This window comes from Nostoc sp. UIC 10890, assembly GCF_054786515.1.
The window spans coordinates 2,976,340-2,997,503 of sequence record NZ_JBSGKF010000001.1 but is presented as its reverse complement, the minus strand read 5'-3'; the positions used below and the strand labels follow the sequence as shown (position 1 = coordinate 2,997,503).

The following is a 21,164-nucleotide window of genomic DNA, read 5'->3' as shown; positions in this document are numbered from 1 at the left end:
GGCACTAAATTAAATTTCAGGATGGTAGGCTAGCACATCATGGGTAGCAAATTTTTCAGCCAAACAGCATCAGTAGCGCGATAATTATTAATATAGAGATCAAAATACGTTATATGTCCTTCGCCTCCTGCCCCTCTTGTGTCGTCGTCCTCAACCAACAACAGGAGCAAAACATCTCCCACCAGAACCAGTGCCAGGATGTGCCAGTTAACCACAGTAAGAGCATAGTTAAAAGTTGCACTGTAGTTGAAAATGGTCGTGTGGTCGTTAAACCCTTACAACCACAACTCAATCAGACTTCCGAATAACTTTCAGAAATTTCAACTATTTTCATCTAAAGGTAAAACATCGTGGAAGCGGTTGTAATCAATGTAGCGATGTCCATCGGGTGTGTGGTGGAAGATATCGGCAAATTGATTATTCCACAAAATCTCATTAGCACCATAACTATGACGGGCATGAACAACCTGTGCAACCGTTTCATCAATACCACTCAAAGAGATGATCACCATAGTATTTGTCTGGGTTAACGATTCTGGTGTCATCCCATATAGAGGACTAAACTCATCAATCACATGCATCACTGACCAGCTTAATGTGAAGCTAGGTGTTTGGCTCCTCAGCAGTTTGAGATCGTAGAACCGACGCATGAATTGCCCTTCTAGGGTTACTTCGTCGCGCATCAAGTAGACTCGCATCTGCGCCTCCAGAATCATATTGCGACGCCGATTAGCGGTACGAAATATGAGAGTTGGCATTGCATCATGAGATGTAATTACTGCTACACGACTAAAGAGCACACGGGCTGTAGGCCTAGAGAATCGAGCAAACGCTAGTCCTGTCATCACAGCAATTCCCACCAAACCAATCATTGCTTCAATGGTGACAATAATGTTGGCGTAAGTTGTTTTAGGATACATTGCCCCATAGCCGATGGATGCTAGGGTTTGCACGCTAAAGAAAAAGACATCTAAAAAAGAGCCAGGTCGGGCGTTGGCAATACAATCTCCTCCTATTAAGTAAGCTAGGGCAAATAGAGCATTAATAGTTATATAAAAAGTACAAATCAGGATCAGAAAGCCAGTCCAGGGAATCGTTAGCAGCAGATGATAGGGATCGCGCCAGTAGGAATGCCATACACCCATACCCATAATCTCGAATTTTCCATCTCGAACTTGAATCTGAATCGGTGGGATTAGATGCTGTTGTTTCTTCCGTGAAAGTCTCTTCAGTCGAAATTTCATTGCAAGTAGCCAAAAGAACGGCAACTGCTTAGTATTGTAAATTAAGTTGCTTTAGAGACATTCCACCTATCCACAAAAGAACGGAAATTTCAACTTTTTGTCCTCAAATCAGCAAAAAAATAGGGTGGACAATGCCCACCCTAGTAATTTATCTGCTAGAAACTTATTTTTCTGGTTTTAGTGATTGACCTTTAGAACAGCGATCAAACCACTCCTGATATTTTTTCTGGTGTGACTCATCTTCAACAGCAATGGTCACTCGCACTCGCTTGCAGCCGTGATTTTGCTCTAGTGCGATCGCATTCAATAATAAACTAGCAATTTTAGGTGAGCTAAATTCGCTGCTTACCGTTAAACCACTATCAAAACCTGTAGTAAATTCAACTCTTTCTACGTCGGTTAAGTCAACGCCAGCAATTTCCCCCTCTCCTAAATCAATTTCTGCGAGTTGTTTGTGTTCTGGGCTAACTTGTTCCACAATCAGTTTTTCACGCCGGATAGGAACTTGTATCATCCGGGTTTCAATTACTTTGCGAACAATCACCTCACCAACTTTACGCTTACTGCTTTCAACAACTAGTCGTTCTTCTAGTAGACGAATAATCTGTTCTTCAGTAGCCTGCTCTAAATTTACGGTATCAACTAGGCTACTTGTAGTTTGATTATTCGCTAGTTGCTCAGTTGAGTTGCTATCGCCTGGTTTTTCTGTTTCTAAATATTCAGGCATATACTCTATTTCTGATTTGTTTAAGTCTATGAAAACAGATTTGTTCGGCTTGTCAATTTGTTTTATTCTCTGGCTCTGCAAGCGAAATAAAGAAGGATGTTTATCGGCTAACTGCTGACCATATTCTACAGTTTGTTGATTAATCTGCCTAGATATAACTAAGTTTAGGCGACGATTAGCATCCACAATTAAATCATGAACTCTTCCCACTAACTCACCTTGCTTATCAAAGACAGCAAAATTGTTCACCTTCTTTCTTAACTCTGCCAGTGAGGTGCTAGTAGTGCCAGGGTTACCATTTGACTGTCTAATGTTTTTTGCCATCAGTTGGCTATTCATATACAAAATTTATGAACTGCTTTCTATTTAGCTAAATTAAATTAGTCACTTTGATACCATTTAGAAAATGTTTGCGATAGATGTATTTATTCAAGCTATATGCAAGAGTAAAATTCGTAATCCAAAATCTAAACTAGCATCAGTTATTGTATGCAAGCACAGGTAAAGCTAATTCAACAGCCTCACCTGTACTGTGTCGAATTAATTATTAGTCATTAGTTACTAGCTAATGACTATGTTCAGTTAGCGTTCTTGAATCGGAAGATTACCAGAATTCACATCTAACTCTTCACGACGCACAGTTTCTTGAGTTTCAACTGTGTCTTGATCTACCACTTTTCTCACTCTAACTTCTTCGCGCAAAAATGCTTCTTTGCGAACATCAGGAGTTTCTTCGTGGATTTCTATGCGAGCAACTTCGCCTTCACGGAAATCTGCTTCGCGCCCAGAGACAGACGTACCCGCATCTGTTGGAGTTACACGTTCAATCACAACTCGTTCTCTTTCTATGGGCACTGCAACCCGTGCAGTATCAGTCTCAACATGCTTGCCAATGGTGACTTCTCCAGTTTTTTGGCGTCGTTTACTGGCAATCAGCCTTTCTTCATACAATCTTAGAGTTTGATGATCTTGCTCATTTAACCCGTATAAAGAAGGCTCACGTTCGTAATTGTAGTTATCACGGTCGTAAGTGGGTGTTGTATCTAATGGTGCTGAAGCTTCTACAGGAGGGGTATAGTCTGTGGGTTGGCGATATACACCACGCACCCGTTCTTCATAGTCATAATCAAGGGTTTGGCGTTCATTGAACTCAGGTAAATCTTCTGCTTGCTCTCTAGTCAAGCCAATTGTGTATACGCGGTCAACGTTATAGTCGATACGGGCACGACCTAGTGGTAGCAATACTTTCTTTCCAAAAATCCAGAAACCTAAGTCAACAACTAGATAGCGAAAATGACCTTCCTCATCCACTAAAACGTCGCTAACAGTGCCAATTTTTTCATCAGTTCCTTGTGTATATACTCCAAGCCCCTTGATATCGTGACCTTCAAAGGTTTCCCGGTAGTTAGGCTCAAAATCTTCTAATTTGTAAAGAACCATTATATTTAACCTCAAAAATTTTTTCTTCATCTCTTAATAACTAAACTAGACATTTTTTGATTTGTATACCTCCTTCTGGCGAATGAATTGTTGCCAATACTAAATAATCAAAAGTTATAGAAATTGTTTATAAGATAGCTAAATAAAGACATACAAATTGTGATCTGTTCACTTTTTTTGTAAAAACATATCTAGCCTTAGTGCATGTATTGCTAGAGATATTGAAATTCTCGCAACAAAGATTTACATCTTGATGCTGTTTATCAAGATGTAAATTTTCTGAAGGTTAAAATTCCCAAGCTATCTAATAAATTGGAACCTTTTTGGTTTAAGCAACACAGGTATAGATAAAAATTAATACCAATTTGAAAAAATAATTTTATAGATGGAGGATTCACTGAATACACACAGCAATTTCCAATTCAAAATCTAAAATCCAAAATGGTATAACTTTACCTACATGATTATTTTAGATAAATCTACCAAACCAACTTATTAATTAGCTAATTAAATAGCTTCATGGGTAGTCATCCCATTTTCTTGCACATTTAAATTCCCCGCAGTATCAACATCTAACTCTTCTCGACGAATGGTGTCTTGTGCTTCTACAGTGTCTCGTTCTACTACTTTCTTGACCCGGACTTCTTCACGGACAAAGGCTTCTTTATGTATCTCAGGCGTTTCTTCATACACTTCTATGCGTGCTACTTCCCCTTCTTGAAACTTAATTTCATTGGGATCTAGAACCTTTCCTGGTTCTGTTGGCATAACTCGCTCAATCAGAACTCGTTCTTTTTGAATAGGTATTGTAACGCGTGCAGTTTCTGTTTCAATGTGCTTACCAACGGTTACTTCTCCAGTTTTTATGCGGTGTTTGTTGGCAATTAATCGTTCTTCATAGAGTCTAAAAGTTTGATCAGATTGCTCATTTAACCCGTATAAATCTGGATCTTTCTGATAATTGTATGTATCGCGATTGTAAGTCACACCGCTGGTTGAAGAACGAAATACACCACGGACATTTTCTTCATAATCCTTATCTAGGATCGCATCTTCTTTGTGATCGGGTAAATTTTCTACTTGCTGTCTGCTTAAACCGTCAACATACACGCGTCTTTCTGGATAATTGATCCGGGAAAGACCAATTGGTAGCAATATTTTCTTGCTAGCAAAATCTAAGCTTATATCAATAATTAAATACCGAAAATGACCATCGTCATCAACTAAAACATCAGCCACGGAGCCTACTCTTTCTCCTCCCTTAGTATAAACATCCAGCGCTTTAATGTCGTCTCCACCAAAAGTTTCTCGATAGTTTTGGTCAAAGTGTTCAAGTTTATGAAGAGGCATATACTGTTACCTAATTTGTTTATAACGTTTATTTGATAGTATAAAAAATATTGTGCTAGGTCTCCTCCTGCTGGCGACTGAGTTCAGTTGAGATATTTGATGATTTATAATTCATACTTGATGAGAAAATACTCAAGTTGAACACTATTGAGAATCAATAGAGATATAACTAAAGTTATAAGAAGAAGACATCAGACTGGTATAAAATATTTTTTAACTGGTCGAGCGATCGCTCCGTAGTCGATTACCAAATTTCTACCCGATCGCATAAAACACCTCTGCTTTTTAAAGCAGTTGAGTGATCTCCTCTGCGTCAGTCCTAATTAAGAGCCAATACTGAAACAATGGGAGTAGACACTAGAGCACCATGTAGATTATGAGTGAACTTCCAAATAGTCTTGAAGATGCGATCGCCCAATCTCGTATAGCCGTTCAAGCTGCCCTTGCAGATGGCTGCACTCGCATACAAGTTGAGTTCCTGTTCCCAGAACTCAAGTTTATGCCGGTGGCGGAACAATTTCTACCTGCGTTTACAGAATATGATTCCCGTTTGAAGATTTTCTTTGCCGACGCTGGGGCTGCGGCCCTCGCCCGCCGCGATTGGGCTGATGCACCATTTCAAATTTTGGATATCGGTACGGGAAGGGCTGCTTCCTTGCAGACAAAAATTCAGCCAGAGGATGAAATTTTCTTATTCATCGCCCCCACATCTGTAGAAGTACCGCAGTTAGAAAAGTTATGTGAAGTAATAGGCGATCGCCCTTTAGTCTTGTTAAATCCTCGCTTAGAAGATTCTGGAACCGTGGGCATTGGTTATACAGCGAGAAAAATCCGCGATCGCTTTATCAGTACCATTGAATCTGCCTATTACGTGCGCCCCATAGACGATGAAAGTGCCCTATATCGCTGCTACCCAGGACAGTGGGAAGTTTGGCTGGACACCGCTGGCGAATATCAAAGAATTGCCGAATTACCCACAAAACCATCTGGTGATGATTTGGATCTCATTGTTTTAAAAGGACAACCGCAAACAACAACAGACGCGACACCGACAAGAAAGCCCAATGTGTTTAAGAGTTTGCAACGGTTCTTAAAGGCATTGAGTAGTTAATACCAATTTTTTATGAAGCTGCATAGAATTCGATCCCCCCTAGCCCCCCTTATTAAGGGGGGAACCGGAAAAACTATCAAATTCCCCCTTTTTAAGGGGGATTTAGGGGGATCAAGATATATGCAACTTCACATTAAATTGGTATAAGAGTTAGGAGTTAGGAATTTTATTATTAACTCCTCACTGTTCACTCCTAACTTTTTAATTCCCTTGCAACGGGGCGTTTAAAACTTTCTCGATGCGATCGCGCGTTTCTAGTAAGTGGGCTTTGGTATATTCATCCTCTGAATTAACCCCCTTGAGTTTCTCATCTAGTTGCTTGAGTTTATACCAAGCTAGAGTACGAGCATCTTCAGGAACATATTCTTTTCGTAATACCATACCAGTCAAAATGTCCAGATATTGACGCTGCAAGCCTCGCCGTAAACTGGTAATCTTCATTGGTTTACCTTTTGGTTTGATGACTTCCGTCCAAATACCTGATTGCAAAGTTTCAAATAGTTCAGGTAGAGTCAGTGCATTTTCGGGCTTTGTTTTGAGTTCAATATCCTTGAGGCGAGAGAGGCGATCGCCTGAGAATAAATCCCGCAATACTGAACCCTGCATGAGTAGCACTAAGTCATGAATTGGATAATCCAAACGACCAACTTGAGGATAACTACCCCAATGTCGCCAACGAGAAGGTGCTAATTTATTTAGTAGTTCGGGTGAAAAGCTCAGGGCATCTTCTGCAAATACGTATTTTTGTAGCGTTTCTAAGGCCTGCCGTTGTTGTTCAACTGGTACTGGTTCAAATGGTAATCGGTGTTGGCCAACTTCAGAGACTTTCTCGGAGGCTATCTCGCCAGGGCGGATGCGATAGAAAGATTGTCCCCCAATATATTTTGTGGTGTAATATATCTGCTGGAAATAGTTACCCAATACTGTACTAAAACGTTCGCTCACATCGCTGTAACTATCACCAGCCAATGGGTAACGTTTATCGAGACGTTCCCACATCACCCGCGAATTATTCAACTGCCACTGAGAATAAAGCAGCACATTACTGCTGTTATCCCAAGCAGCAGCTGTGGGATCAAGGTCATAGACATCTTCATCTGTGGAATAACTCAACTCTGGCTTGTAAGATTCTGCTGCAATTTCCTCCAAAATTGGCTTTTCTGCTAGAGGAGTTGATGTTTGAATTGCTATGTAACCATACTTAATCGCCCATTCATCATAAACCCCCACCATACTGGGAAAATAATCTCCCTGTTTTGTCCCTTGAGGGGCAATATTTGGGGGAATATAGTCCATCACAGAAGTTGTCAAACCTTTAGTTTTGGTAATTTCCGTATTATTCATTTCCTCCGGTGCTAGCAGTGTACTACCACGGAAGTTATGACGTAAACCAAGAGTATGTCCAACTTCGTGAGCAATGATTAAACGTAAGTATTGATTGATATATTCTTTCACCTGATCTGGAGTGGCCATAGTATCTGGCAGCAGTGACATCGCCAATGAACCAACGGCAAACTGGTTAGCAGCTTCCATCCCATAGCATAAATCGTACTCGCCTGCCATTTTTGATAAACGACTCAACAACCCCTGTTCCCCTTGCATTTGCTGGGGCATACCATTGTTTTTCGCATCTAAACCATTAGCGCAAAGTAGACGATTTTGCATCAAAGCTGATAGAGTAGTGCGATTTTGTGTTTGGCTAGATTGTTGGCTAGGTTGGACGATTTTGCGATACTCACTCTTTAGTAGCCTGACAAAGCTGGCATCTACGAGAATATCTGCATCCAAAATTTCTCCAGTCAAGGGGTTAACGCGGGATGGCCCCATTGCAAAGTATCCATCGACTGTGTTAATCCAGCGAATCGTGTTGTAACGAATATCTGCTGGGTCCCATGTGGCGTCATCTGGCATTTGGCGGACTTCAATTGCATCCTTGAATCCAGCTTTGAGAAAGGCTTTGTTCCACATCAGGACACCTTCTTTCATCGCATCGCGGTACTCTAAAGGCACAGCGTTATCAATCCAGAAAACAATCGGTTTTTTGGGTGGAGAAATTTTTGCTTTTGGGTCTTGTTTTTCCAAATGCCAGCGATTGATGTAGCGGACAAAAGAATCGCCGCGATCGTCTTTGGATAAGTCTTGGTAAGCGGTGATGAAATAGCCGATGCGATCGTCAGCAATTCGCGGTCGATAATCTTTATCAGGTAGTTGCGAGAGACTATAGTGGACACGCAGGGTAAAGCCACGGTTGTCAGCTAGCGACGCAAAGCTTGCTATTTCACTTTCACGGCCAGTACCACCAGAGAAATTCAAAACTGATTCGATTTCTAAATTTTGGGGAAAAGCTTTAGCAGTACCAAAATAAGACTGGTCTGTGCTTCCTGGGACTCCTAGACTTACAGATAATCCAGCTAAATCTGTCAGTAGCAGATCGCCCAAGTCGATGAGAAAAGTTTTGCGTTGTGGATGAATACTTTTAATGGAAATGCTGTAGAGAACAGAGTCACTAAAAGACCGGGCTAGCGATCGCGCCTGGGGATCTCCCTCACGAGTGCGAAAATTCACATTACGGATGACAAAGTTTAGTTTATCATCCACCCTTTGGAAATAAAACAAAAAATCTTGTAGAGGCATACCGCTGTAAATACCCCGTTCGCCAATACCTGATTCCAGGGTTGCCGTAGCTAGGTAATTTTTATTAAGTTGCTCTGGCTTAATTTCTAGATAAATTTTATTCTTTTCTTTATTGCGATAAAGGGTGAATAATCCCCCTGACTTTTGGGTGTCTTTGATTACTTCGTCAAACGCCTCTAAATCATCCTTTGCTACTGGTTTAGTAGGATTAGGCTTGGCATTCGGTTTTGCAACTTGTAAAAATGGTTGCTGTCCTGCTTTTTTAGGATCTTTTACTACCCAAATGAACGGTTGAGGCTGTGCATGTTTATTTTGATTAACTACCCAAACTTGTCCCGAAGCTAGCTTCTTTTCCTGAGAAATATTAATATTTTTTAGCGATAAAGCTGGTGTCATTAACTGATTATGAGATTTCTCTGCAATTCTGTCTGTAACTACCCCTTTTACAATCTTATGTTTGACTGACAACTCGGTATCAACTTTGTTAAAAGATGGTGACTTGGCACTAGCCGTTGTTATCCCTAAAAATAAACCCTGTAACAAAATCATATAAAAGCTTAATCTGTTCATCGCATCTATTCCCCGATAACTATCACGCAATTAATTTTGAACTTTTGTAAAGCTATATAGCCTAATCTTTACCCATTCTCTTAGCTGCTTTATATTAAGCAATAAACTTTTGACTTCAATTTTAGTTGCCATCCTTCAGTTTTTCTATGCTGTTTTAGTGTAGGATTTCTCCTAACAATTGCCTCTCCAAGAAACAGTAAGCATTATTTTTACATCAAACTAGTAAACTTCTTGGGGAAAAGCATAACAAAATAGCAAAAGCATGGAAATTACTTGATTTTGGAAAGAATCTTAAGCTAACACTTTATTTACCTCACCAGAAGAAGCTGAAGGCTACTAAAGGTGAGCGAAAAGCCGCCCTCCAGTAAGACTGTTGGCAAATGCACAAGAAGTAGCTTGTCATAGACATAGCCAACTGATGATTTTTTTAATATAGTATTTGTTTATACTCTTGATTGTTGGCAATGAATAGCAAACTAGCATAGAAAAAGTTTTAATTCAGGATTATCAAAAACAGTAATTTAAATGTAACAACGGACACAGAAATGTCAACATATTTATCTCAAGTCTGGCAGCTGCTGAGAAATTATGTGAGGGGTACAAGGTTGGAAGAGATGCCAAAGACCACATCGCCAGAAACCGAAGCAGTTTTACCTCTAGAAAAAAGTATTAAAGAACCAGATAAAAGCGTTAAATTTGCTCAAGATGATTTGCAGGAATATTTATACTCTCCGAGACTGCAAAAAAGCTTAGAAAAATGGGCAATACCAAAGAGCGGTTTGACTTCTAAGATAGACGATCAGACATTGGGCGCTCTACCCTCTGGGTCATCCTTTAGAGTGTGCGATCGCCAGATGCATGAAGAAATTTATGATTTACTAGGCAATGGGGCGATGAAACCAGAAATAGTCAGCCAAGTAATGGAATTGGTTGTGACTGATAAAAAAATTCGCCCAGAACTACTTTTCTGGCGGCTAGAAGATTTTTATCATCGCTGGTGTCAGGGAGAATTTATCGATGGGACACCAGATGATAACCTACCTCAGAAAAAAAGATTAAAGCTGGCGGCACAAAATATTGCGATCGGATTGAGACAGGTAGACATATATACAGGTCTCAACGTACTGATTTTACTGTTAGAGTTACACCGCTACGCTCAAGAGCAAGATGAACTCAAACAAAAAATCACCTTCTATCCATCTGCACAACCAGACACAGACAATTTTTTCACATCTCAATTGCTGCGGATTATCAACTATAGCGATGCCCTGGAAATTGGCAACTTTAGCAGTTTAGTCGGGCAATTCCTCAAAGGCGGTAACTTTCAGAGTGCTTACTTAGGCGATGCCAACCTCACCGGGGCAGACTTTAGTGGCGCTGACCTAAGCCTTGCTTATCTCGGCGATGCCAACTTAACTGGCGTAAACTTCAGCGGTGCTAACCTCAGTGGTGCTAACCTAGGCGATGCCAACCTCAGCGGTGCCAACCTTAGCGGTGCTAACCTCAGTGGGGCCGACCTCAGTAGCACCAATCTCAGTGGTGCTAATCTTAGCTGTGCCAACCTCAGCCGTGCCGACCTCAACCGCGCCGACCTCAGCAGTACGAATCTCAGTCGCGCCGACCTCAACCATGCCGACCTCAACCGCGCTGACCTCAGTAGCACCAACCTTAGCCATGCTGATCTAAGTAATGCCATCCTTTTCGGTGCAAATTTGAGTGAAGCCAACCTTAGCAGCGTCAGCTTTAGCTATGCCGATCTTTGCCGCGCCGACCTCAGTGGTGCTGATTTGAGTCACGCCATTCTCAACGGTACTAACCTCAGTGACACAATTCTTTTCAGTACCAACCTGAGTGATGCCATCCTTGTTGCCGCAGACCTCAGCTACGCCAAACTTAACGGTGCCAAACTTAACAATGCCAGACTTAACGGTGCAATGTTCTTAGGTGCCGATCTCAGTGGCGTAGACCTGAGTCGGGTGATTCTCAACGAAGCCGACCTCAGTGGGGTGATTCTGAACGACGCCGACCTCAGTGGTGCCGATCTCACCGACGCCATCCTGTTCGGCACAGACCTCAGCTATGCCAACCTTAACAGTGCTAACCTCAGTGGCAGTAACCTCAGTGGTGCTATTCTCAATGGTGCGGATCTTAGCCATAGCAACCTTAGTTATGCCATTTTGGGTGGTGCAGACCTCAGCGACGCCAATCTCCAAGAAATGACCTGGGGGAAAAAGCAGCAGTGGGAAGGTGTGCGGGGATTAGAGACAGCAGTTAATGTGCCAGAGGCGTTGAGGGAAGAACTGGGATTGAATTGAAATGTCTAAATTATTAGCACGATGCGATCGCCTTTTCTTTTCCACCGTGTTCTCTACCTCTATGCGGTTCGTCATTCTTCCTACACCCATCAACCTCAAATTTTACATTAAACTTTAAATAATTAGTAATTAGAAGAGTCTCAGCAGAAGTGTCTCAGCGCATGAACAAGCATTTGTCGCAAACCTGGCAGAAGTTTCGGCAATCCTTCCAATAGGAGACAGTCTGAACACCACAGACGCCCACCCCATAAGAAATTAGAGCCAAAAGCCTTAAAATTGGTAGGATTGAACACCAACTTCCGAGTTCCAATCTCAAAAGATGGGGATCTCAGCTTGAGTAATGACCAATAGTACCTCAAAGCTAACTCTAAGAGAATGCTAGCTGCACATCAGAGGGGTATATCCCGCTTGCTAGAGTGTAAGTCATTCACGTAAAATATAGTGCCATTGTTGCGGCAGTTCTCATGACCTCATCTGCGTCGTTTGACACATTAGAGTCTTTACAGGCGGATATCGCTGAATTGATCGCTCGTTTACCGACATTAAAAAATCGGCAATTTATCCAGCAAGCACTTGCTACTATTGCTCGTCTAGCTGATAGCGAAATTGAGCGTCTCGATTGGAAAATCTTGTCGGCTGCGTTAGCAGATATGGAGCGCGGTTTCGAGCTTTTTTATGATTACCGACACGTTCGCAAAGTTACAATCTTCGGTTCTGCTCGTCTCGCGGCAGATACACCAGAGTACCAAATGGCCCTTGAGTTTGCTCACGCTGTTTCTCAATTAGGATTCATGGTGATGACCGGCGGCGGCGGTGGGATCATGCAGGCGGGACACGAAGGTGCTGGGCGAGAAAATTCCTTTGGATTAAATATTCAGTTACCCTTTGAACAGGAAGCAAACCCTTTTATAGAAGGTGATCCTAAGCTAATTCACTTCAAATATTTCTTTACCCGCAAGCTATTTCTCCTGAAAGAAAGTGATGCTGTAGCCTTATTTCCGGGAGGCTTTGGCACTCAAGATGAAGCTTTTGAATGCATGACATTAAGCCAGACTGGTAAATTTGGCCCAGTACCTCTAGTTTTAATTGATCGCCCTGGTGGTGATTACTGGCGCTCTTGGAGCGAATATATTGATAAGCAATTAGTGCAAAATGGTCTTGTCAGTCCTGAAGACCCCAGCCTTTACACGGTGACAGATAACCTGGATGTGGCTTGCGAGGCTATCACCCGTTTTTACCAGGTTTATCATTCTAGCCGCTATGTAGGGGATCAATTAGTCATCCGCCTGAAAACAGATATATCAGATGCTCTTGTTGAGCAACTCAATGCTGATTTCAGCGACATTATTGTTAAAGGACGAATTGAAAAAAGTCAGGCATTACCTCAAGAAGCACAAGATGAAACTGTTGGGCTACCCCGCCTCATTTTGTACTTCAATCAACGCGACTTGGGGCGCTTGTATCAGATGATTGCCACAATTAATCAGATGGGTACTCCTTCAGCAGAGGATGCAGCACATCCAGAAAGAAAGTAGATATTAACTAATTCGTAATTCGTAATTCGTAATTCGTAATTCGTAATGACTTTCGCGGACTACTTCTCTCCGAGACGCTAAGAGCGAACGCGCTGCGCTAAGGTAATTTTAGGGTTTGAGTCCCGTATTAAAATCTAAAATTGCTGCTTTATAATTAGTCGGGGTAGGAATCCTTAACTAATTCAATTACGAATTACGAATTATTTTGATAAGATGCGATCGCTTCATACCTTGATATACATTTTCCTCATATAATTCATATCATTGTCTCAGCTAAAGATTTTTTATTCTCATTAGGCTATCTTCTTGAGCAATGGGCATTTTGGCATTGTCAAAGGAGCCACGAAAACAATATTATTCATCCTACTTACAGATGATAAAAACACCAGCTATTATGACTCAATACTGATTAGCGTAAAAAAACTTGTATATTAGCACAGGAAACTTAAATCCTAATAGAGGAATAAAAGATGCTGGAATTATTGGGTTCAGGTTTGGTGTCACTTTGGCTGGAAATGGCCGGGGTACAAATCAAGCCTCTAGATGCCTTAGATGCTTTGACTTGGCAAAGTAGTCCTGGTTTGGTTCTTGCCCCTGATCCCAATCCAACTGGGGCGACTACGGTGCAGGAATATCTGAAAAAGCTCATAACATCAAAACTAGTCGCCCAAAATCTAGCTGAGAGTCAGGGAATTTGGATGCAGTCGGGACCGATGCTGATGGCAAATCACCAAGGTACAACACCTCTGCCAGCTGCCTCTTTAACTAAAATTGCCACTTCACTAGTTGCGTTGAAAGCTTGGGGACCAGATCACCAATTTGATACTTTAGTAAGTGTCACTGGGCCAGTGGTGAAAGGGGTTGTCCAGGGTGATTTGGTGATTAGTGGTGGTGGCGATCCTTTGTTTGTTTGGGAAGAAGCGATCGCTCTTGGTAATACTCTCAATAAAATGGGGATCAAGCAGGTAAAGGGAAATTTGATTATTACTGGCAATTTTGCCATGAATTTCCAACGTCAGCCGATGCTAGCCGGTCTAATACTTAAGCAAACACTAAATCGTGCGACTTGGGGACGCCCTGCTGTTTACATACACTCAATCATGCCCAAGGGAACACCCAAGCCTGAAGTCGTGATTGCTGGTGCGGTGAAAGTTGCGGTGCAACCCAATGCTCAACAAACTTTGTTACTACGTCATCGCTCATTACCCTTGAAGCAACTAATCAAGGAAATGAACGTTTACAGTAACAACGATATGGCAGAGATGCTGGCAGAGTCAGTGGGAGGAGCAAGTGTAGTACAATCAACCGCTGCTAGCCTTGCTAGGGTGCCACAAGTGGAAATTCAGTTAATCAATGGTTCCGGCCTAGGCCAGGAAAATCGCATTTCCCCCAGGGCGGCTTGTGCAATGTTAATGGCTATTCAAAGGGAAGCAACCACCCATCAACTGAATTTGGCTGACTTGTTCCCTATGTCTGGGTTTGATCGCCGGGGAACACTGCACGCCAGACACATTCCCCCAGCAACCGTGATCAAAACTGGTACCCTCCGCGATGTGAGCGCTTTAGCGGGAGTGATGCCCACACGCGATCGCGGTTTGGTTTGGTTTGCTATTATCAATCGTGGTACAAATCTCTGGGGTTTGCGGACTGGGCAAGACCAATTACTGCAAAGTGTTGTCCAACAATTACAAATCCCTCCAACTGTTCCCGCGACTCTCACTCCTCACTCAGCCATCAACTCTTTACCCCAGCTAGGTGCAGCCAGTCGGAATGAAATCTTGAACAAAAGTTAGTTCATCCATAATCCACCGTTCAAACAAAGAGTGAGACAGTCTGATTCGCAATCCAAAAGTTTTATTGATGGGTGAAAACCGAACTTGTAAAGGGTGAATGTCCATAATAGCTTTTGGGTTAGATTTTCCATTAAGTTGATTACAGATAGTTCGTAAAATGCCCTAACCCAGTAGTGGAAAGAGTAAAAGAAACTTGAACTAAAAAGCCAGCGTCAATTTTGTAAAAATAACTGTAAATAGATTTGTCACGACTAAGCAACAATTAGGCTTATAAATTAGGTTGTGATTATGCGATTTCCCAAATTATCTCGGTCTTTACGTCAACTCAGTAGTCATGTTTTAGCGATCGCGCTAGGAGTTTTGCTCACGGTTAGCACATTGCAGGTGTTACCATCCCAAGCTGAACCAGCACCTATAGTCACTGCTGGAGATACTTCAGAAATCATTGCCCAACGCCAATCACCAGCCACAGCTGCGATCGGTAGCACCAGCTTTGTCACAGCAGCAGTGAATCGTGTGGGCACAGCAGTTGTCCGGATTGATACTGAGCGGACAATTACTCGTCGCGTTGATCCATTTTTTGAAGACCCCTTTTTCCGCCGGTTTTTTGGTGACGGTTTCCCTCAACAGATGCCTTCTGAGCAGTTACGCGGTTTAGGCTCAGGTTTCATTATTGACAAGAGCGGCTTAGTTTTGACCAATGCTCATGTGGTCGATAAGGCTGATAAAGTAACAGTCCGACTCAAAGATGGTCGCACCTTTGAAGGGAAAGTTCAAGGTATTGATGAAGTCACAGATTTGGCAGTAGTCAAGATTAACGCTGGTAATGATTTACCAGTCGCACCCTTGGGTTCATCCACTAATGTACAGGTAGGAGACTGGGCGATCGCAGTTGGTAATCCTTTAGGATTTGATAACACCGTTACCTTGGGAATTGTCAGTACCCTCAAACGTTCCAGCGCCCAAGTCGGCATTAGTGATAAACGCTTGGACTTCATTCAGACAGACGCCGCCATTAACCCTGGTAACTCTGGCGGGCCACTATTAAATGGTCAAGGTGAAGTGATTGGCATTAACACAGCCATTCGTCCTGACGCGATGGGTATTGGGTTTGCAATTCCTATTGATAAAGCCAAAGCGATCGCAGCGCAACTCCAACGTGATGGTAAAGTTGCTCACCCCTATTTAGGTGTGCAAATGCTAACTTTAACACCCGAACTTGCCAAGCAAAATAATACCGATCCCAACTCTCCGATTCAAATACCAGAAATTAATGGTGTTTTTGTCATGCGAGTTGTTCCCAATTCTCCAGCTGCATCTGCGGGTATCCGGCGCGGGGATGTAATTCTGCAAGTTGATGGTAAAGCAATTACCAGTGCTGAACAATTGCAGAATGTTGTGGAAGATAGTCGCCTTGGACAAATACTACAGGTGAAAGTGCAACGGGGTAATCAAATACAGCAGCTTTCAATCCGCACAGCTGAGTTGCAAAATGCTTCGTAGGGGCAATATAGCCAATTTTAATTGTATGCAATAGCAAAACGAGCGGTTAGAAACCGCGTCTACACAAACAAAACCCACCTCCGTGGGTTTCAAAACCTTGATTTGACCTTAGTCCGCGCAGGCGGACTTTGCCTGTATAGCAGCGAATTACATTCGCCAAAGCTTAAGTTGACACCAATGACTGGCGTAATTCTGCAATAACATCTTGCGCTGACTGATGCAAAAATTTACCTGCATGGAAATCAGTTAGGGTTTGTTGAGCATCTATAGCTATTTCTGCACGACGGTTTTCGTGGTGACGGTTTTGTAAAATCTTGATCAGCATTTCTTGCTGTTCGGAGGAAAGTTGCAAAGCGTCTTCTAGCACTTGATCGAGAGTACTCATAACCATTTCAAAATGTTAAGAAGTTTAAATTACTTACCAACACTTAATACTAGACCTTCATGGGCTATTATTGCCTGAGGAAAAGCAGATTTAATATCGACCTGAACCTGATCAAGAAAATCATCATGGTCATCTGGGTGATGGTGAGAAATAGCTAGCCGTTGTACGCCAGCACCAAGAGCTGTATTCACCGCAGCTTGCCAAAGTAAATCAGCAGAGTCATGGTTGTGAGACGTAGGGGGAGTGTAAGTGGCATTGGCAATCAGCAAATCAACGCCTTTAATAAACTCTAAAATCCGCTCTTGCTCCACTTGATCAGCATTCTGGTGCAAATCCGTGATGTAAGCAACACTATACTCTTGCCAAGTAACTCGGTAGCCAACTGACCGCTGAGTTTGATTAATTAATGCAGTTGTAATGATGACATCATCTAACTTCACATCACTTTCTGGAGTCAAATTGTAAAACTGCAATTCTGATTGCATTACCTGTAAAGGGTAAGGAAAGTGCGGCTGGAGCATCTGATCGTACAGACATTGTTTGATTGAAGCTCCATTTGAGGCAGCTGTGCCATAAATGTGAAAACAATTTTCCACAATAAATGCGGGAGCAAAAAAGGGAAAACCTTGAATTCGGTTTGATTGGCAGTTGGTAAAAAATAAATGGGCTTCTAGTGGCTGTTGTAGTTCTTGCCAAGTTTTACCTAGTATACGTAAGCCAGTACCGCCATCAAAAATCAAGCGTTTCCCAGCGACCTGCATTTCTAGACAAGCGGTATTACCGCCATAACGATTGGTGTTGCTACTTGGAGTGGGAATCAAACCTCTTACACCCCAGAATTGCACGAGAAATTCACCTGATGGACTGCTTGGCAGGGTAGCTGACTTTTCAGGTATGTAGCTTTGGGAACCCGACGACTCAAAATTTGACATTTTTCTTGAAATTAGACCTTACTGAGCAGGTCATCGTAGCGCCGTACTTCCAACAGCCTGTTTTTTTCGTCCACAATGACTACCGTAGGAGAGTAACTTTTTAACTCTTCTGGAGTGAACTGCCCGTAAGTCATTATAATCAAGCGATCGCCAATAATGCCTAGACGTGCTGCCCCCCCATTTAGCTCAATTATTCCTGAATGGGCTGGAGCCGGGATCGCATAGGTAATAAAGCGCTGACCGTTGGCATTATTAACTACTTGCACCTGCTCATAGGGTAAGATACCAGCTTTTTCCAAAAGCATTTCATCGATGCTGATACTACCCACGTAGTTGATATTCGCCCCCGTGAGGGTGCAGTTATGAATTTTTGCCAAAAGGAGAGTACGCTGCATTTTGGTTTGGGGTTGGTGGCAGTTTTTGCGATCCGTAACAAGCGAAAGTTATCAAAGTGAGGAGTTAGGAATAAAAATTCATAAATTTTAACTCCTAACTCCTAACTCCTCTATTATCCTCTATAAGCTTTGACGGATTTTTCTACTAAAGCTGCAACCTTATCCACATCTTGCCAACCAAGAATTTCAGTCACCTTTTTTTCCAAATTTTTATAACTACGGAAAAATTCAGCAATTTCATCTAAGCGGTGTGGCGCTACGTCTTTCAAGGATTTTACCTGAGTGTAGCGTGGATCTTTGTCAGGAACACAAAGGATTTTCTCATCGCGATCGCCACCGTCAATCATCTCCAAAAAGCCAATCGGTCGTGCAGCAATAACACAACCTGGAAAGGTTGGCTCGTCAATTATGACCATACCATCTAGGGGATCGCCATCATCAGCCAAAGTATTGGGTACAAAGCCGTAATCATAAGGATACTTTACCGAGGAATAAAGTACTCGGTCTAAAGCAAAAGCTTCTAGTTCCTTGTCGTATTCGTATTTATTTTTACTTCCGCCAGCAATTTCGATCAAAACGTTGATTAGACCCGATTTCGGTTGGGCAGGAATACGAGATAAATCCACAAAAAACTCCTCTGATAACAGTGAATCATGGGGGCACTCAGTCAGCTTCGCTCCCCGTGTAGAATTTTAAGGCAATATGGATCTCTTCCCAAGGTATTCATTCCACGGCACGCATTGCCTTTCCCCTCCAAAAAATGGAAAAAGCGTTACGAATAAACTTCGTAACGCTTTTTCCAAGAGGGTATTATGGATATCCTCCACCCTTGATTGCTGCTGAAGGGATTTCGGCCCCTATTCTGTCAAGACAACTGAAATCTGGAGTCACACAATACAGATTCAGCTTATTCCTGATGAACAACATTTACATCTACAGAGGTTGTCTCAAAATCAGTTTTCTTCTTTTTGTAGCTCTCCTACCAGTTGGAATACTAGTGGGAAGCTTTATCAATCTTTACTGCCTTGTAGGTTTTGGATCAGGGGTTGCTGATTATTTTGGACATCAGTTGAAGAATAGTGGGCGATGACAAATACGGGTAGGATAAGAGTCAACAGAGCGATCGCAGTTCCCATAATGTCTGCCAAACGTTGGGAATATGTCTCGGCATTGGCAGACTGGCTATTTGAATTCATACAAAATTGAAGTTCTTCGTAACACTGTGTAGGTCTACTCTCCGATTGAGAGTCTCGATTCCATTTTAGCTATTTTTAAACTGTAAAATGTGTAGCATTCTACAACTTAAACCAGTTTTAAAACTGTCATAATAGCATTTTTATACATGGACTTCTTAATACAAACTTACAACTAAACAAATCATGTTTTATTTTGTAATTAATATTTTCAGATGTTTCCCTGTATGGTGTAAAGGTTTGCATACGCAAAACCAACTTTGACAGCATCATAAATTACATTTTTTCGCTGTTTAAAGATTAATTAGCAAAACATATTTGTCCGATACTTCATCAGTATAACATCCTACAATGCCTTTGATAAGGTCATTTTACTGGAATTGCTAATTTGTGATACAGGACACAAAACCGCGAAAGCACTGATAGACAAGCAGTACTTTTGATTGTTATACGGTAGTTATACACAAAAATATCTGACACCACAGAAGAAATGGGTAGGAATGATTTTTGTAACCAATGATAGCTACCGAATAAATACAGATACATCAACTGTATTAGGCAGCATATATTCAGTGATATCACTAAACAAATATTTAAGAATTTAAAGTTTCAAATCTATTTAATATCACAGTATTTTTGTCAATCTATATATAGGTAGAGTAAAAAATGTTTTGAGAAAGTAGGGTAGATGGTTATGTCAAACTTTGCTCATATCTAAAAAAAATACTTAATCCCAATTTCCAGATCCTCAATTTGTCTGGATAATTTTTGTAAGTGTTCAGGGGGGTAGAATAAGATTACCATGAGGCGATTAGGTAGCGATCGCACCTGGGGAGACTCAAAAGATTCCCAATTCTCAGTTTCTACTGGAGGATTAACATCACTTTCAGACAATGAAAGCTGTTCGCTGATTTGAATTGGCGGCTCGTAGTCATTTCCCCACGGCTCCAAACGAAAGTTTTGCGATCGCCAAAAGCTACTTACATAGTTTTCCTCAGACCTTACCTTGTATTTGGCTTAGTGAGTTCTATGTTGTTAACATTACACGTAATTTCCGAATAATTCTCTATGTTAGGAATCATTAGGTCTTGGAAACTTTTTTTGATGGCCATCTAGATATGAACAAATCCACCGCATTGCAGAAAGGATATATCTAAAGACCAAAAAGATTTTAGCTGATACTGCACTATCAGCTAAACTTTGCCTTGTAAAGTTTAAAACACTTATTTAATTATTTAAAAACGTAGGATTTAATTTCTTGCTCTATTTGCTCACTAATAATCTCAGTTCCCATACTGGATTTATCGAGGTTGACCCTAACAAAGTTTGTTTTGTCTTCGGCTGTAAATTTTTTATTATTATCAGAGTCTTTGATAATTTTTAGGAAAATTGCATTTTGACTTGGAACAACAACCCAACTGATTATTCGAGTATTATTTGGGGTAACTTGCTGGAGGTTATTACCTGATAAATCAGAAAGATAGCCTATAGTAGCATCTTCGCTGCTGAGTTTTTTATCCGTATTGGTGTCTTGGTCAACAATTCTATACAACCAAAATCTTGTAGTTGGCTTGTTTGCTGCTTTTACCTCCAATAAATCAAAGGAGGTAATAATGGCTTTCTTATTTAATAAAAGATGAGCTTCACCATCTTGTTTGTGATAAAAGATGATGTTATACAATTGGTTATTCCTTTCATAAGAACGTGAAAGTTTTAAATCAATTCCTTTTTCTTCATTCTGTTCTGCAAGAGTAACAGGAATCATTAGATAATCTGATTGTTCTTTAATGATTAAATCGCCATAGACAAGATTTGGTTGTGGCTTCGGTTCCTCAGTTGCTTTTGCCTGTTCTGCATTTCTGCTAACAGAAGACTTACAAGAAAAAGAAAGGGTCGCAATAATAATCGTTGTAGTGATTTTATTTAAAAAGCTATAATCTCTCATCAAATTCTCCTCGCAGGATACGTTGCTGTCTTATTTTATTCCCTGCTGGAAAATTAGCCCGTGTATTAATTTGAGTTTATATTTTACAAAAC

The 21,164-nt window shown here is 41.4% G+C and carries 18 protein-coding genes; 6 read left to right on the top strand and 12 right to left on the bottom strand.

Features of this window, described 5'->3' with window-relative positions; all coding sequences use genetic code 11:
- Nucleotides 1–113 precede the first annotated feature (113 nt).
- Nucleotides 114–308: a hypothetical protein gene (locus ACWATR_RS11925; protein WP_084227351.1), complete on the top strand. Its 195-nt coding sequence runs from the start codon at nt 114–116 to the stop codon at nt 306–308.
- 12 nt (nt 309–320) lie between these two features.
- Here ACWATR_RS11925 and ACWATR_RS11920 read toward each other — a convergent pair whose 3' ends face one another.
- From ACWATR_RS11920 to ACWATR_RS11905, 4 genes are all read right to left on the bottom strand, one after another.
- A complete protein-coding gene (locus ACWATR_RS11920) occupies nt 321–1,244 on the bottom strand; it encodes an ion channel (RefSeq protein ID WP_460332471.1) in 924 nt (307 codons plus the stop codon).
- A 163-nt stretch (nt 1,245–1,407) separates the two neighbouring features.
- A complete protein-coding gene (locus ACWATR_RS11915) occupies nt 1,408–2,310 on the bottom strand; it encodes a YsnF/AvaK domain-containing protein (RefSeq protein ID WP_460332469.1) in 903 nt (300 codons plus the stop codon).
- A gap of 243 nt (nt 2,311–2,553) precedes the next feature.
- Complete coding sequence (locus ACWATR_RS11910) at nt 2,554–3,411, bottom strand: DUF2382 domain-containing protein (RefSeq protein WP_460332467.1); 858 nt, start codon at nt 3,409–3,411, stop codon at nt 2,554–2,556.
- Between the two features lie 507 nt (nt 3,412–3,918).
- Nucleotides 3,919–4,761: a DUF2382 domain-containing protein gene (locus ACWATR_RS11905; protein WP_460332465.1), complete on the bottom strand. Its 843-nt coding sequence runs from the start codon at nt 4,759–4,761 to the stop codon at nt 3,919–3,921.
- A gap of 376 nt (nt 4,762–5,137) precedes the next feature.
- Between ACWATR_RS11905 and ACWATR_RS11900 the strand changes: the two genes are divergently transcribed.
- A complete protein-coding gene (locus ACWATR_RS11900) occupies nt 5,138–5,872 on the top strand; it encodes a DUF1995 family protein (RefSeq protein WP_435026022.1) in 735 nt (244 codons plus the stop codon).
- 201 nt (nt 5,873–6,073) lie between these two features.
- Here ACWATR_RS11900 and ACWATR_RS11895 read toward each other — a convergent pair whose 3' ends face one another.
- A complete protein-coding gene (locus ACWATR_RS11895; protein ID WP_460332462.1) occupies nt 6,074–9,076 on the bottom strand; it encodes a zinc-dependent metalloprotease in 3,003 nt (1,000 codons plus the stop codon).
- Between the two features lie 545 nt (nt 9,077–9,621).
- On the opposite strand from ACWATR_RS11895, the gene ACWATR_RS11890 reads away from it, so the two are divergent.
- From ACWATR_RS11890 to ACWATR_RS11875, 4 genes are all read left to right on the top strand, one after another.
- Nucleotides 9,622–11,391, top strand: coding sequence for a pentapeptide repeat-containing protein (locus ACWATR_RS11890; RefSeq protein ID WP_460332460.1), 1,770 nt, complete (start codon nt 9,622–9,624; stop codon nt 11,389–11,391).
- Between the two features lie 464 nt (nt 11,392–11,855).
- Nucleotides 11,856–12,926, top strand: coding sequence for an LOG family protein (locus tag ACWATR_RS11885; protein ID WP_460332458.1), 1,071 nt, complete (start codon nt 11,856–11,858; stop codon nt 12,924–12,926).
- 470 nt (nt 12,927–13,396) lie between these two features.
- Nucleotides 13,397–14,719, top strand: coding sequence for a D-alanyl-D-alanine carboxypeptidase (locus ACWATR_RS11880; RefSeq protein ID WP_460332456.1), 1,323 nt, complete (start codon nt 13,397–13,399; stop codon nt 14,717–14,719).
- 288 nt (nt 14,720–15,007) lie between these two features.
- Nucleotides 15,008–16,222: an HhoA/HhoB/HtrA family serine endopeptidase gene (locus ACWATR_RS11875; protein WP_460332454.1), complete on the top strand. Its 1,215-nt coding sequence runs from the start codon at nt 15,008–15,010 to the stop codon at nt 16,220–16,222.
- 163 nt (nt 16,223–16,385) lie between these two features.
- On the opposite strand, the gene ACWATR_RS11870 is transcribed toward ACWATR_RS11875, so the two are convergent.
- The 7 genes from ACWATR_RS11870 to ACWATR_RS11840 form a co-directional block, all read right to left on the bottom strand.
- Nucleotides 16,386–16,607, bottom strand: a complete 222-nt coding sequence (locus ACWATR_RS11870; protein WP_460332452.1) for a hypothetical protein — start codon at nt 16,605–16,607, stop codon at nt 16,386–16,388.
- A 29-nt stretch (nt 16,608–16,636) separates the two neighbouring features.
- Nucleotides 16,637–17,539, bottom strand: a complete 903-nt coding sequence (locus tag ACWATR_RS11865; protein ID WP_460332450.1) for an MBL fold metallo-hydrolase — start codon at nt 17,537–17,539, stop codon at nt 16,637–16,639.
- Nucleotides 17,540–17,550: 11 nt separating this feature from the next.
- Nucleotides 17,551–17,934, bottom strand: coding sequence for an aspartate 1-decarboxylase (gene panD, locus ACWATR_RS11860; protein ID WP_181932051.1), 384 nt, complete (start codon nt 17,932–17,934; stop codon nt 17,551–17,553).
- Nucleotides 17,935–18,047: 113 nt separating this feature from the next.
- Nucleotides 18,048–18,560: an inorganic diphosphatase gene (locus tag ACWATR_RS11855; protein ID WP_460332448.1), complete on the bottom strand. Its 513-nt coding sequence runs from the start codon at nt 18,558–18,560 to the stop codon at nt 18,048–18,050.
- A gap of 384 nt (nt 18,561–18,944) precedes the next feature.
- Nucleotides 18,945–19,130 carry a TLTLP motif-containing protein gene (locus ACWATR_RS11850; protein ID WP_460332446.1) on the bottom strand — a complete coding sequence of 62 codons (186 nt, stop codon included), beginning with the start codon at nt 19,128–19,130 and terminating at the stop codon, nt 18,945–18,947.
- A gap of 711 nt (nt 19,131–19,841) precedes the next feature.
- On the bottom strand, nt 19,842–20,078 hold the full coding sequence (locus tag ACWATR_RS11845) for a hypothetical protein (RefSeq protein WP_460332444.1): 237 nt from the start codon (nt 20,076–20,078) through the stop codon (nt 19,842–19,844).
- 280 nt (nt 20,079–20,358) lie between these two features.
- Entirely contained in the window at nt 20,359–21,072 is a 714-nt protein-coding gene (locus ACWATR_RS11840) for a hypothetical protein (protein WP_460332442.1), read from the bottom strand.
- Between the last annotated feature and the right edge of the window lie 92 nt (nt 21,073–21,164).